At 33.0% G+C, this 14,553-nt stretch carries 9 protein-coding genes; all 9 read left to right on the top strand.

The annotated features are described in order from the left end of the window. Positions 1–70 precede the first annotated feature (70 nt). The 9 genes from ACNG5D_RS02495 to ACNG5D_RS02535 all read left to right on the top strand — a co-directional run bounded on the left by ACNG5D_RS02495 (position 71) and on the right by ACNG5D_RS02535 (position 14,539). The gene (locus ACNG5D_RS02495; RefSeq protein ID WP_418181916.1) at positions 71–1,144 is read left to right on the top strand and encodes a LacI family DNA-binding transcriptional regulator; all 1,074 of its coding nucleotides are present in this window, start codon (positions 71–73) and stop codon (positions 1,142–1,144) included. Between the two features lie 144 nt (positions 1,145–1,288). Continuing rightward, positions 1,289–2,671 (top strand): MFS transporter, encoded by a 1,383-nt coding sequence (locus ACNG5D_RS02500; RefSeq protein ID WP_418181917.1) that lies wholly within the window; start codon positions 1,289–1,291, stop codon positions 2,669–2,671. Beyond that, positions 2,664–3,329, top strand: a complete 666-nt coding sequence (gene pgmB, locus ACNG5D_RS02505; protein ID WP_418181918.1) for a beta-phosphoglucomutase — start codon at positions 2,664–2,666, stop codon at positions 3,327–3,329. The genes ACNG5D_RS02500 and pgmB overlap by 8 nt, the downstream gene beginning before the upstream one ends. Before the next feature lie 5 nt (positions 3,330–3,334). Next, positions 3,335–5,644 (top strand): glycoside hydrolase family 65 protein, encoded by a 2,310-nt coding sequence (locus tag ACNG5D_RS02510; protein ID WP_418181919.1) that lies wholly within the window; start codon positions 3,335–3,337, stop codon positions 5,642–5,644. A 19-nt stretch (positions 5,645–5,663) separates the two neighbouring features. Next, a complete protein-coding gene (locus tag ACNG5D_RS02515) occupies positions 5,664–7,781 on the top strand; it encodes a glycoside hydrolase family 97 protein (RefSeq protein ID WP_418181920.1) in 2,118 nt (705 codons plus the stop codon). Positions 7,782–7,896: 115 nt separating this feature from the next. Next, positions 7,897–9,774 carry a glycoside hydrolase family 13 protein gene (locus tag ACNG5D_RS02520; RefSeq protein WP_418181921.1) on the top strand — a complete coding sequence of 626 codons (1,878 nt, stop codon included), beginning with the start codon at positions 7,897–7,899 and terminating at the stop codon, positions 9,772–9,774. Continuing rightward, positions 9,734–10,999, top strand: coding sequence for an alpha/beta hydrolase-fold protein (locus ACNG5D_RS02525; protein ID WP_418181922.1), 1,266 nt, complete (start codon positions 9,734–9,736; stop codon positions 10,997–10,999). The genes ACNG5D_RS02520 and ACNG5D_RS02525 overlap by 41 nt, the downstream gene beginning before the upstream one ends. 2 nt (positions 11,000–11,001) lie before the next feature. Then, positions 11,002–12,882, top strand: a complete 1,881-nt coding sequence (locus ACNG5D_RS02530; RefSeq protein WP_418181923.1) for an alpha-amylase family glycosyl hydrolase — start codon at positions 11,002–11,004, stop codon at positions 12,880–12,882. A 4-nt stretch (positions 12,883–12,886) separates the two neighbouring features. Beyond that, positions 12,887–14,539, top strand: a complete 1,653-nt coding sequence (locus ACNG5D_RS02535; protein ID WP_418181924.1) for an alpha-amylase family glycosyl hydrolase — start codon at positions 12,887–12,889, stop codon at positions 14,537–14,539. Positions 14,540–14,553: the final 14 nt, after the last annotated feature.

The raw sequence follows: 14,553 nt of genomic DNA on the forward strand, positions 1-14,553 counted from the left end.
TGTTTTTAAATAATCTTATATCTTTACATAACGACGCGAATTATTACTACTTTAGAGTGAATTTTAGATTATGAAAAGAAAGATAACATTAAAGCAAATAGCTAAAGAGCTAGACGTTTCAGTATCAACGGTTTCTAAGGCTTTAAGTAATAGCAAAGAAATTAGTGAAGATACTACACAAAAAATTCAAGCCTTTGCTAAGCTTTATAACTATAAACCAAATAACATTGCTCTTAGTTTAAAAAATAGAAAGACTAAAACTATAGGGATTTTAATACCAGAAATTGTACATCATTTTTTTTCGACCGTAATTCGTGGTATTGAGCGTGTAGCCAATCGGCGCGGATATAACGTTATTGTTGGGCTATCTAACGAGTCTTTCACTAAAGAAATTATAAATATGGAAATGTTAGCCAACGGCAGTATTGATGGATTTGTGCTTTCGATTTCTAAAGAAACTTTGTTAAAGCAAGATTATCATCATTTTAATGCTACAATAAATCAAGGTATACCTATTGTAATGTTTGATAGGGTAGTAAATGAAGTAGATTGCGATAAAGTTATTGTTGATGATTTTAATGGCGCAGTAAAAGCTGTAAAAAAGCTTATAGAAAATAAATGTGAAAACATTGCATTAATTACAACCATGGACTACGTAAGCGTAGGCAGGCTAAGGACACAAGGCTATTTAGAAGCTATACAAAATAATGGTATTGAAGCAGATTCTAATTTAATATTAAAGATTGATGATAGCTTAGATGTTGAAAATAATTTAGATGTTTTAGAAGCCGAAATAGCGCAATTTTTTAATTCTAACCCCGATATTGATGGCGTATTTGCAGTAAACGAACTTTATGCTGTATCTGCAATGAAAGTAGCTAGAAAATTAGGCTTAAAAATACCCGACGATATTCAGGTTATAGGGTTTACAGATGGTGTACTTTCTAAACATGCTACACCTAGTTTAACAACAGTAAGCCAGCATGGGCAAAAAATAGGTGAACAATCGGCAAATTTATTGATAGATAGGTTAGAAGCCGAAGATGCACAAACCGAGCAATACTTTACTAATAACGAGAGAAAACGTGATTTTATAAAGATGGTTATCGAAACAGAAATTATCGAAAGAGAATCTACTAAATAGTTTCGTAGGCAAAATTGCAAATTAGGAAAATTAAAATTCTTTTATATCTTTGACTCGAAATCAAAACTTATATTTTCACTTCTCACGTAAGTTTTGGTAAGTAATATCGCTTATCAAATAGTATTCATTTAAACATACTATTTAATGAAAAAGCGCAAATTAAGTTTCTGGCAAATTTGGAACATGAGTTTCGGATTTCTAGGAATACAATTCGGATTCGCATTACAAGGAGGCTTTATGTCTCGAATTTTTCAAACCCTAGGAGCAGGATATGATGATATTCCGTTGTTATGGATAGCAGCACCTTTAACTGGGTTGCTTGTACAGCCTGTTGTTGGTTATTTAAGTGATAGAACTTGGCACCCAAAATTAGGGCGTCGCCGCCCATATTTTTTAATAGGTGCGATATTAAGTTCGGTTGCTTTATTTTTTGTGCCTCATTCTTCAGCCCTTTGGATGGCTGCTGGGTTTTTATGGATTTTAGATGCATCCATTAACATTTCAATGGAACCTTTTAGAGCCTTGGTAGCCGATAAGTTGCCAGAATCTCAGCGTTCGTACGGTTTTGTGGTGCAAACCTTAATTATAGGAATTGGTACATGGATAGCAAGTAATTTGCCATGGCTTATTTCTCAATTAGGAGTTAGCGATTCTGCACCTCAAGGTGTTGTGCCTATGTCTGTTCAAGTGGCTTTTGCAATAGGGGCATTTGTTTTTTTAATAAGTGTGTTATACACCATTTTTACAACAACAGAATATCCTCCTGACGATATGGAGGAATTTGAAAAAGAAAGACAAAAGAAAAATCAATTTATTCCAGACATTGTAAATAATATTGGTAATATGCCAGCAACAATGAAAAAGCTTGGGGTTATTCAGTTTTTTTCATGGTTTGCTTTTTTTACCATGTGGAGTTTGGCAAATCCAGCTTTAACAGAGCATGTGTTTAATGCACCTGCACCAATTGAAGCTAACTATAATATGGAAATACCTTTGCAAAAAGAAGCCTTTAATGTAGCTAATACGGCTTTTCAAAAGGCATCAAACTTAGTAGGTTCTGCAATGGGAGTTTACGGTTTGTCTTCTATGGCATTTGCATTATTACTAACCTTTTACACCTCAAAACGATATATTAATAGAAAGTATGTGCACATGGGCTCTTTAATCTTAGGTGGTTTAGGGTTTATTAGCATGTATATAATTGAAACCCCAGAGCATTTAAAATACTGCTTTATGTTAGTAGGTATAGCATGGGGAAGTATCTTGTCTATGCCCTATGCCATGCTATCTAGTTCGGTTAATCCAAAAAAAATGGGTGTATTTATGGGCATTTTTAACATGTTTATAGTAATACCGCAAATTATAGCCGCTTTAGGAGGCATAAACTATGTTTCTGGGTTGCTAGGAGAAAAAGCAATTAATGCTATGCTGGTAGCAGGTATAAGTTTAATAATAGCAGGCCTTTGCAATTTCTTAATTACAAACAAATCTGCAATTTCATATCAATCACAATACATAGATGAATAAAATAGGAGTTATATTCGATTTAGACGGGGTTATAGTCGATACCGCAAAATATCATTTTTTAGCATGGAAAGCCCTTGCCAATCATTTAGGCTTTGAGTTTACAGAAACACATAACGAGCTTTTAAAAGGCGTAAGCCGTGTTAAATCGTTAGAAATTCTTTTAGAAATAGGAAAAAAACAGCTTACAGAAGAAAAAAAGCAAGAATTTCTAATAAGTAAAAACGAACATTACTTGCAGTATATCAACAAAATGGGGCCAGAGGAAATTTTACCAGGAGCAGAAACACTTTTAGATGTCTTAGACGAATTAAATATTCCGTATGTGCTAGGATCTGCTAGTAAAAATGCACCATTAATATTAAAGCAAGTTAATTTATACGAACGATTTGTTGGTATTGTAGATGGGAATAGCGTTAGCAAAGCTAAACCAGACCCAGAAGTATTTTTAATAGGCGCTAAAAAAATGAATTTACAACCCGAACAATGTGTTGTTTTTGAAGATGCTATTGCAGGCATAGAAGCCGCAAATACAGCAAATATGATATCAATTGGTATAGGTGACGCAAAAACACTTCATGAAGCCAATTTTAATTTTAACAATTTAACCGAAATATCTAAACACTTTTTTACCTCGGTTATTTCAGAAAAAATATTATAAGAAATATGAACCAAGATTATATAAAACCAGATAATTGGTCCATCATAGAAGAAGGTTTTGATGCCAACCGCATAAAATCTTCAGAAAGTTTATTTAGTATTGGTAATGGAGCTATGGGGCAACGTGCCAATTTTGAAGAGCAATATACAGGTAAAACCTTTCAAGGTAGTTATATTGCTGGTGTATATTACCCAGATAAAACACGTGTTGGTTGGTGGAAAAATGGTTATCCAGAATATTTTGCAAAGGTATTAAATGCACCAAACTGGATAGGAATTAATGTAATTGTTAATGGAGAACAATTAGATTTAAACACCTGTAAATCTATTAAAAGTTTTAAACGCGAACTTAATATGAAAGAAGGTTGGTTGTCTAGATTTTTTGTGGTAACTCTACCAAATGATGTTCAAGTACAAGTATCTGTAAAACGTTTTTTAAGTTTAGAATTAGACGAGGTTGGAGCCATTAAATACGAAATAACGCCACTAAACGCAGATGCAGAAATTATTTTTCAGCCTTATTTAGATTCGGGTATTACGAATGAAGATACCAATTGGGACGATAAATTCTGGGATACTACACATATTAGCCATGTTAACAATCAGGCTTTTATAGAGGCTAAAACTATGAAAACCGATTTCCATACCTGTACCTTTATGGAATCTAAAGTTTATATATCTGGCAAGCCTATTATAGTCGAGCATAATGTAAACGCAGATGCTAATTTAGTATCCTTTAGTTATGCATATTCTGTAAAACAAGGCGAAACGTATAGTATTGAAAAATTTGGTGGCTATACGGTCGATAGAAATCATGATAAATCTAAACTAGTTTCAGTTGCAAAACAAGTTTTAAAAACAGTCGCAAAAACAGGGTTTAATCAATTGCTTGAAAATCAAAAGCAAGCTTGGTTAACAATTTGGGATATGGCAGATATTACTATAGAAGGCGATGTAAAAGCGCAACAAGGTATACGCTTTAATATTTTTCAGTTAAATCAAACCTATTTAGGAAAAGACTCTAAATTAAATATAGGACCAAAAGGATTTACAGGCGAAAAATATGGAGGCAGTACCTATTGGGATACCGAAGCTTATTGTATCCCTTTTTATATGGCCACTAAAGATCAAAAAGTAGCTAGAACTTTATTGGAATACCGTTATAATCATTTAGAAAAAGCCATTGAAAATGCCGAAAAATTAGGTTTTAAAAACGGCGCTGCTTTATACCCAATGGTAACCATGAATGGAGAAGAATGCCATAACGAATGGGAAATTACCTTTGAAGAAATACACAGAAACGGTGCCATAGCATTTGCAATTTATAATTACCATCGTTATACAGGCGATTACAGTTACATACCAGAAAAAGGACTGGAGGTATTAATAGGTATTGCTCGTTTTTGGCAACAACGCGCTACATTTTCGGCACATAAAAACCAATATGTAATTCTTGGTGTTACGGGGCCAAACGAATATGAAAACAATGTAAATAACAATTGGTATACAAATTATTTGGCTAAATGGTGTATAGATTACACGCTTAAACAAATTGAAAAAATAGAAGAAGAATACGCTTCAGATTTTTTAAGAATTAGCAAAAAGGTAAAGCTAACTAAAAAGGAACTAGCGCTTTGGAAAACAGTTGCAGATAATATGTATTTTCCTTATTCAGAAAAGCATAAAGTGTATTTACAACAAGATGGCTTTTTAGATAAGGAGTTGGTATCTGTAGAAAGTTTATCAAAATCAGAAAGACCTATAAATCAAAAATGGAGCTGGGACCGAATTTTACGTTCGCCATATATTAAACAAGCCGATGTATTACAAGGGTTTTACTTTTTTGAAGACCAATTCACAAATACAGAGTTAGAAAATCATTTCGATTTTTACGAGCCATTTACAGTACACGAAAGCTCGTTATCTCCATGTGTACACAGTATTCAGGCAGCAAAGCTTGATAGGATGGAGCAAGCGTACACCTTTTATTTACGTACTTCTAGGTTAGACCTAGACGATTACAATCGCGAGGTACACGAAGGCTTACACATTACTTCTATGGCAGGAACCTGGATGAGTATTGTTGAAGGGTTTGGCGGTATGAGAGTTGTAGATAACACCCTTTCATTTACACCAAAAATACCTAAACAATGGAAAGGGTATTCGTTTAAAATAAATTTTAGAAATCAAATAATAAAAGTAAATACAACTCAAAATAAAACAAATTTCGAATTACTTAATGGTAAGCATCTCGAAATTATTGTTAACGGTAAACCAGTATTGTTAAAAAACAAAGCGCTAAGCGCAGTTAGTTAAAATTAAAACTCAAAAAAAAATGAAATTTCTAAATGCATTAATTATAGGCTTGTTTTTATTGGCTTTTAGCCCTGTAAGTTCTCAAGAGCTAAAATCGCCAAATGGCAAATTAACGATGTTATTTTCGTTAAATAATAATGGAGCACCAACATATCAATTAACCTATAAAACACAAGGCGTAATAAAGCCTAGTAAATTAGGTTTAGAGTTAAAAGGTGATGAGAAATCTTTATTAAATGATTTTGAAATTATTAACACTAAAAACGAAACTTTTAATGCCACTTGGAAACCTGTTTGGGGCGAAGAAGATGTAATTAAAAACCATTATAACGAGTTAGCAGTAAGTTTAAAGCAAAAGCAAACCCATAGAGTTATGTTAATTCGTTTTAGGTTGTTTAATGAAGGTTTAGGGTTTAGGTATGAGTTCCCTGAGCAACAAAACCTAGTATACTTTACAATACAAGAAGAACGCTCTCAATTTGCAATGACAGGCAACCATACTGCTTTCTGGATTCCAGGAGATTACGATACTCAAGAGTATGATTATACAGAGTCTAAACTATCTGAAATAAGAACACTTTTTGATAATGCTGTAACAGGAAATGCATCACAAGAACAGTTTTCTAAAACGGGTGTGCAAACTGCGTTAATGATGAAAACCGATACGGATTTATACATTAATTTACACGAAGCAGCATTAATTAATTATTCGTGTATGAGCCTTAATTTAGATGATGAAAATATGATTTTCGAATCACATTTAACCCCCGATGTTAATGGCGATAAAGGGTATATGCAAGCACCGTGTAATTCGCCTTGGAGAACCATTATGGTTAGCGACGATGCTCGCGATATTCTAAGTTCAAGAATGACTTTAAACTTAAATGAGCCATGCGCTATAGAAGATACTTCTTGGATTAAACCTGTAAAATACATTGGTGTTTGGTGGGAAATGATTACAGGTAAAAGTTCATGGGCTTATACAGACCATTTACCTGCCATTCAATTAGGCATTACAGATTATTCAAAAGTAAAACCCAATACAACACATGCGGCTAATAATACTAAGGTAAAACGCTATATCGATTTTGCATCAAAACATGGTTTCGATGGTGTTTTAGTTGAAGGTTGGAATGAAGGTTGGGAAGATTGGTTTGGAAAATCTAAAGATTATGTGTTCGATTTTGTAACCCCTTATCCAGATTTTAATGTCGAAGAGATTCATAATTATGCAAAATCTAAAGGTGTTAAAATGATTATGCATCATGAAACCTCTGGCTCTACGAGAAATTACGAAAGGCACATGGATAAAGCTTATCAATTCATGAAAAATAATGGATATGATGCTGTAAAAAGTGGCTATGTAGGTAATGTTTTACCTCGTGGCGAACATCATTACAGCCAATGGATTGTAAACCATTATCAATACGCTATCGAAAAAGCTGCAGATTATCAAGTTATGGTTAATGCTCACGAAGCAGTTCGCCCTACAGGAATTTGCAGAACTTATCCTAATTTAATAGGAAACGAATCGGCAAGAGGAACAGAATTTCAAGCCTTTGGAGGTTCTAAACCCAACCATGTTACTATATTGCCTTTTACACGTTTAATAGGCGGACCAATGGATTATACTCCTGGAATTTTCGAAATGGATATAAGTAAACTTAATCCTAACAACAATTCGCATGTAAACAGCACTATAGCAAATCAATTAGCGCTATATGTAACCATGTATAGCCCTTTGCAAATGGCTGCAGATTTACCAGAGCATTACGAGCAGTTTATGGATGCTTTTCAATTTATAAAAGATGTCGCTATAGATTGGGATAAAAGCGAGTATCTAGAAGCAGAACCAGGGCATTACATAACCATAGCTAGAAAAGAAAAAGGAACAAATAATTGGTTTGTTGGTAATGTAAATGGTAAGCAAGCCAGAATTTCTAATATAAAGCTAGATTTTCTTGAAAAAAGAAAAAAATATAAAGCCACAATTTATGCAGATGCTACAGATGCAGATTATAAAACCAACCCGCAAGCCTACACAATAACAACAAAAACAGTAACTTATAAAACTAAATTATCATTAAGGTCTGTTACTGCTGGTGGTTATGCAATAAGCCTACACGAAATTAAATAATGCTATAATTATGAATATTAAATATTCAATAAATCAAAAAAAAATAAAACAATCGATTTTGGTGGGATTGGTATTTGTTTTTACTTTAAATTTATCTTGTAAAAAGCAAAGTAATATGGCAATTAATAAGGTTAATGAAAAAGTTTTACTAACCGAAAGTCATGATATCTCAAAAATAGAACCGCTTAATTGGTGGGTGGGTTTTAAAAATAAATCGTTACAGCTTTTAGTGCACCATGCCAATATTTCAGAGTATACACCAAAAATTTCATATTCTGGGGTTTTTATAGAAAAAGTACATCAAGCAGATAGTCCTAATTATCTTTTTATAGATGTAATAATTTCTGAAGATACAAAAGCAGGCAAATTCAATATAGTTTTTAAACACGAAAATAAAGCAAGTTTAATTCAAACTTACGAGTTAAAATCTAGAAAAAAGCCATCAACAGATTATGTTGGGTTTAATAGTAGTGATGCTATTTATTTAATAACACCAGACAGGTTTGCAAATGGTAATATAGATAATGATGTTGTAGAATCGCTTAACGAAAAAGGAATAAATAGAACCGATGATTATGCACGGCATGGAGGCGATATAAAAGGCATTACAGACCATTTAGATTATATAGAAAATTTAGGTTTTACAGCCATTTGGCCATGTCCATTATTAAGCAATAACATGCCTCAAGGTTCGTATCATGGCTATGCTATTACAGATTATTATCAAGTAGATTCCAGATTTGGAACTTTAGAGGAATATAAAAACATGTCGGCAAAACTAGCCGATAGAGGCATGAAGTTAATAATGGATCAAGTAGCAAATCATTGTGGGATAGAGCATTGGTGGATGAAAGACTTACCGTTTAAAAATTGGATTAACCACCAAGCCTATTATGAAAAAAATAAAAATAATTGGAATGATGCAGGAAGTATAACAACAAATCATAGACGCACAACAAATCAAGATATATACGCTTCAAAAATCGATAAAGAAAATATGAGCGTTGGCTGGTTTGTTTCTGCAATGCCAGATTTAAACCAACGCAACCCGTTTATGGCAACCTATACCATACAAAACAGTATTTGGTGGATAGAAACTCTAAGTTTAGGAGGTATTCGTCAAGATACATATCCATATCCAGATAAAGATTTTATGAGCAAATGGGCAGGCGAAATCATGAACGAATATCCAAATTTTAGTATCGTAGGCGAAGAGTGGAGCTACAACCCACTTTTAGTAGGGTATTGGCAAGATGGTGCAAATAATAAAGATGGATATAAATCTAATTTAAAATCGCCAATGGATTTTCCTATGCAGCGAGCCATAGTTGAAGCTTTAAATGAAACCGAAGCATGGGATAAAGGATTAATAAAAATATACCAAGGTTTAGCCAACGATTTTCATTATACAACACCTAAAGATATTATGATTTTTACAGACAATCATGATATGAGTCGCATTTTTACTCAACTAAACGGCGATATAGCCAATACCAAAATGGCATTAAGTTATATAAGTATATTGCCGCGTATCCCTCAAATGTATTATGGTACAGAAATTTTAATGAATGATTTTGATAAACCTGGCGACCATGGTTTAATTCGTTCAGATTTTCCTGGCGGTTGGCTTAACGATACAGTTAATGCTTTTACAGGAAAAGGTTTAAACGAAAATCAAAAAAACATGCAAAGGTATGTTGCAAAGCTATTAAATTACAGAAAAAATAGTAAAGCAATACACGAAGGCAAAACCATCCATTTTGTTCCAGAAAATGGAATATATGTGCTGTTTAGAATTTTAGAGAATGAAACCGTAATTCATATAATGAATAAGAATGAAAAGCCAGTTGAACTAGATTTAACAAAGTTTAGTGAAATGGGTTTAAAAGGTAAAGCGGTAAAAAATATTATTACAGATTATGAGTTTTTCTGGGGAGATAATATTACTTTAAATGAAAAAGGTAGCCTTGTTTTATCAACTAAGCTTAATTAATTTGGGTTTTTGGTTAATATATAAAATGAAGCTTACAGAAATAAAAAGCAAGTGTTTTTTTACCTTACTAATACTTGTTAGTGTATGGTCTTGTGAGAAAAAAAACAAAAATGATGAAACTCAAGTTGTAGGTAGTCAGGCTGTTACATTAATAATAAAACATTTGCCAAAAACTCACAATTTTAATGAAGATGTATACCTTTCTGGTGATTTTGAAGGCTGGTCTGGAGGAAGTAAACGCTTTAAATTAAAAAAAGAAAATAGACATTATAGCATTACAATACCAAAGTATAAAGAAACAATTAGTTTTAAGTTTACAAAAGGTAATTGGGATAAGGTAGAGTGTAAAGCAAACGGAAACTCTATAGAAAACAGAACCTATACGTTTACTAAATTAAAAGATACAGTATATGTAAGTGTAGCAAGTTGGAGTCGTGTAGGTAAGCAAAATACACCTTCAACAGCAACTAAAAATGTTCATGTATTTGCAGATAGTTTTAATATACCACAACTAAATCGTAAACGAAAAATTACAATATATCTGCCGCCAAATTATAATGCTACAAATAAAAAATACCCAGTTCTTTATATACAAGATGGGCAAAACGTATTTGATGCATCTACATCGTATAGTGGCGAGTGGGAAGTCGATGAAACCTTAAATAATTTATATAATAAAACAGCCATAGGGTTTATTGCGGTAGCTATAAACCATGGTCAAGAAAAGCGCTTAAACGAGTATTCGGCATGGGATAATAAAAAGTATGGTAAAGGAGAAGGGGCATTGTATTTAGATTTTTTGGTAAACACCCTAAAACCAGAAATCGATAAAAATTATAGAACCAAACCAGAAAACCAAAACACAGCTATTGTTGGAGCTTCATTAGGAGGTTTGTTTGCACATTATGCAGCCGTTAATCGTCCAGATGTATTTGCAAAAGCAGCAATTTTTTCGCCCTCATTTTGGTATGCTAAGCAAAGTTTTCAGTTTACTAAAAATACATCAATTTTAAGTACTAGTAAGTTATATTATTTGGTTGGCCAAAAAGAAGACGATGTAATGATAACACCATTAAAAGAAATGGTAACCCTTTTAAAGTATAAAGGTGTTACACAAGATAAGCTTTTTCAAAGAATAGCAGAAAACGGAACGCATAGCGAAACATTTTGGAAAACAGAGTTTGAAATGGCAATACAATGGCTGTTTAATATAGAGAAACAATAAAAATGAGGTTAATAAAGTGTACAATTGTTCTTTTAATGGTGTTAAGTATAGGCTGTAAACAAGCTAGAAAAGAGACCGAAAAAACAAACGATAAAAATAAGATTACAAGAAAAAAACAAGTCGTTTATCAAGTTTTTACAAGGTTGTTTGGTAACACAAATACAACCAATAAACCATGGGGAACTATAGAAGAAAACGGTGTTGGTAAATTTAACGATTTTACACCTAAGGCCTTAAGTGAAATAAAAAAATTAGGCGTAACACACATTTGGTATACAGGTGTGCCGCATCATGGTGTTATTAGAGATTATACAGCGTATGGTATTTCAAACGACGATCCAGACGTGGTAAAAGGACGTGCAGGATCGCCATACGCAGTAAAAGATTATTATAATGTAAACCCAGATTTGGCAGTAAATGTAGAGCACAGGCTAGAAGAGTTTAAAGCACTTGTAAAACGAAGCCATGATGCAGGTTTAAAGGTAATTATTGATATTGTACCAAACCATGTAGCTAGAAATTATAAAAGTATATCTAAGCCAGAAGACATAAAAGACTTTGGTGAAAATGATGATGTTTCTGTAGCTTACAATAAAAACAACAACTTTTACTACAACCCTAACGAAGCTTTTAAAGTACCTTTATGGGAAAACAATTATTCGCCATTAGGGAAAGATAAAACACCACTAGAAGATGGTAAGTTTATAGAAAAACCTGCTAAATGGACAGGTAACGGCTCAAGGTTGTCTCAGCCAAAAATGAACGATTGGTATGAAACCGTAAAAGTAAATTATGGAATTACGCCTGAAGGAATTAAAGATTTTAACAAGCTACCCAACGATTTTGAAAGTAAAGACTATAAAAAGCATTACGATTTTTGGAAAGGTAAAACGGTTCCAGATTCTTGGATAAAGTTTAGAAATATAGCCTTGTATTGGTTAGATTTAGGTGTTGATGGCTTTCGTTATGATATGGCCGAAATGGTACCTGTCGAGTTTTGGAGTTACATGAACTCGTCTGTTAAAATGAAAAACCCAAGCGCATTTTTATTGGCCGAAGTTTATAATCCGTCACTATATAGAGATTATATCAAGAAAGGTAAAATGGATTATTTGTATGATAAAGTTCAGTTATACGATACCATAAAAAGTATCGTGCAAGGAAAAGGCAAAACCGATTACATCCCGCCAATTTTAGAAAACTTAAAAGATATTGAACACCACATGTTACATTTTCTTGAAAATCATGACGAGCAACGTTTGTCTAGTGTAGGTTTTGCTGGAAATGCAGAAAAAGGCAAGCCTGCCATGGTGGTTTTGGCAACGTTAACAACAGCGCCAACCATGATTTACTTTGGTCAAGAAGTGGGAGAAGATGGTTCTGAAAATGCAGGATTTGGCTCGCCTACTAGAACTTCAATTTTCGATTATGTTGGTGTGCCAGCACACCAGCGTTGGGTTAATAATAAACAGTTTGATGGCGGCCAATTAACAAATAAGGAAAAAAAACTGAGAGATTTTTATAAACGCCTATTAAACTTTACAACAAATAGTACGGCATTAACTGGAAACTATCAAGATATTCATTTGTATAATCGAAATAAAACAGATAATTATAATGATAAACTTTTATCATTTGTTCGATGGTCTACAGACCAGAAATTAATAATTATTTCAAATTTTGATGCAGAAAACAATTATCAATTCAGTTTAAAAATTCCAGAAACTCTGGTTTTAAATTGGCAGTTAGACGAAGGTAAAAATTACAAGGTTATAGATCAATTATACAAGCAGTATAATACCGTTTTAAAAATTAAAAATGGTATTGGAAATCTAGAGGTAAAGCTAAAACCATTAGAATCTTTCATCTTAAAAATTCAATAAACTTATGAAGCATGTTTTAATCCTATTTTCGGCTTTATTTCTATTTAATTGTGAAAACAAAAATGCAATTTCTAAAAAGCAACCAGAAATACCATTTGTATGGGAAGCAGCTAATATTTATTTTTTGCTAACCGATAGGTTTAATAATGCAGACACCTCTAACGATGTAAATTTTAATAGAAATTTAAAAACAGGAAAACTTCGTGGCTTTAAAGGAGGCGATATAAAAGGTGTTACCCAAAAAATTAAAGAAGGCTACTTTACTAATTTAGGTGTAAATGCCATTTGGTTAACGCCGGTAGTCGAGCAAATTCATGGTGGCACAGACGAAGGTACAGGGTTGAGCTATGGGTTTCATGGTTATTGGGCAAGCGATTGGACGGCTTTAGACCCTAACTTTGGTACAAAAACCGATTTACACGAGCTTGTTAATACGGCTCATAAACACGGTATTCGTATACTATTAGATGCTGTAATAAATCATACAGGGCCAGTAACAGATACAGATACTGTATGGCCAGAAAATTGGGTAAGAACAGAGCCTCAATGCAACTATAAGTCGTACAGTAATACCATAACATGTACATTGGTTAAAAATCTTCCAGACATAAAAACCGAAAACGATAATGCTGTAGAATTGCCACCACAATTGGTTAATAAATGGAAAGCTGAGGGCAGATATGAAGAAGAAATAACCGAATTAAATGCTTTTTTTAAACGAACAAATTATCCGCGTGCACCTCGATTTTATATCATGAAATGGTTAACCGATTATATAACAGAGTTTGGAATAGACGGTTATCGTGTAGATACTGTAAAGCATGTAGAGGCGTATGTGTGGCAAGAATTTAAAAAAGAATGCGATTATGCATTTTCAGTATATAAAAAGCAAAATCCAGAAAAAGTATTAGATAATAATAGCTTTTATTTAGTAGGCGAGGTATACAACTATGGCATATCGGCAGTAAAATCATTTAATTTTGGAGATAAAAAAGTTAATTATTTTGATGATGCTTTTAATGGACTTATAAATTTCGAAATGAAATGGCATGCAGCACAACAATCAACAGAAGCACTTTTTAAAAGCTATTCTAATATTTTAAATTCAGAACTAAAAGGCTATCATGTTTTAAATTATTTAAGCAGCCATGATGATGGGCAACCGTTTGATGCTAAACGAGAAAAACCTTATGAAACTGCAACTAAATTACTACTGTGCCCAGGTGCATCTCAAATATATTATGGAGATGAGTCTGCCCGTACACTAGTTGTTAGCAATGCCAAAGGCGATGCGACTTTACGCTCGTTTATGAATTGGGAAGCTATTAAAAGCAATGCCAAAACTCAATCTATTTTAAAGCATTGGCAAAAACTAGGGCAGTTTAGAGCCAAACATCCTGCAATTGGAGCCGGAATTCATCAAATGATAACAGAAACTCCATATCTGTTCTATAGGAGTTATTCAAAAAATAATTTTAAAGATTTAGTTGTTGTTGGTCTAGATTTACCCTTTGGAAAAAAAACATTAGATGTATCAAAGGTGTTTAAAAATGGAGATACGCTTTATGATGCCTACTCAGGTATATCAAGTAAAGTAAATCAAGGAAAAATAGAAATAAACTCTCAGTATACTACAGTACTTTTAGAGAAATTATAAAGCTAATTTTTGTA

It is taken from the genome of Algibacter ulvanivorans (genome assembly GCF_048381495.1).
In the GTDB taxonomy this organism is placed as follows: domain Bacteria; phylum Bacteroidota; class Bacteroidia; order Flavobacteriales; family Flavobacteriaceae; genus Algibacter_B; species Algibacter_B ulvanivorans.

Bases quoted from the DNA above. Each gene is read 5' to 3' on its own strand.
- ACNG5D_RS02495 (WP_418181916.1), top strand. From the start codon at position 71: ATGAAAAGAAAGATAACATTAAAGCAAATAGCTAAAGAGCTAGACGTT.
- ACNG5D_RS02500 (WP_418181917.1), top strand. From the start codon at position 1,289: ATGAAAAAGCGCAAATTAAGTTTCTGGCAAATTTGGAACATGAGTTTC.
- pgmB (WP_418181918.1), top strand. From the start codon at position 2,664: ATGAATAAAATAGGAGTTATATTCGATTTAGACGGGGTTATAGTCGAT.
- ACNG5D_RS02510 (WP_418181919.1), top strand. From the start codon at position 3,335: ATGAACCAAGATTATATAAAACCAGATAATTGGTCCATCATAGAAGAA.
- ACNG5D_RS02515 (WP_418181920.1), top strand. From the start codon at position 5,664: ATGAAATTTCTAAATGCATTAATTATAGGCTTGTTTTTATTGGCTTTT.
- ACNG5D_RS02520 (WP_418181921.1), top strand. From the start codon at position 7,897: ATGGCAATTAATAAGGTTAATGAAAAAGTTTTACTAACCGAAAGTCAT.
- ACNG5D_RS02525 (WP_418181922.1), top strand. From the start codon at position 9,734: ATGAAAAAGGTAGCCTTGTTTTATCAACTAAGCTTAATTAATTTGGGT.
- ACNG5D_RS02530 (WP_418181923.1), top strand. From the start codon at position 11,002: ATGAGGTTAATAAAGTGTACAATTGTTCTTTTAATGGTGTTAAGTATA.
- ACNG5D_RS02535 (WP_418181924.1), top strand. From the start codon at position 12,887: ATGAAGCATGTTTTAATCCTATTTTCGGCTTTATTTCTATTTAATTGT.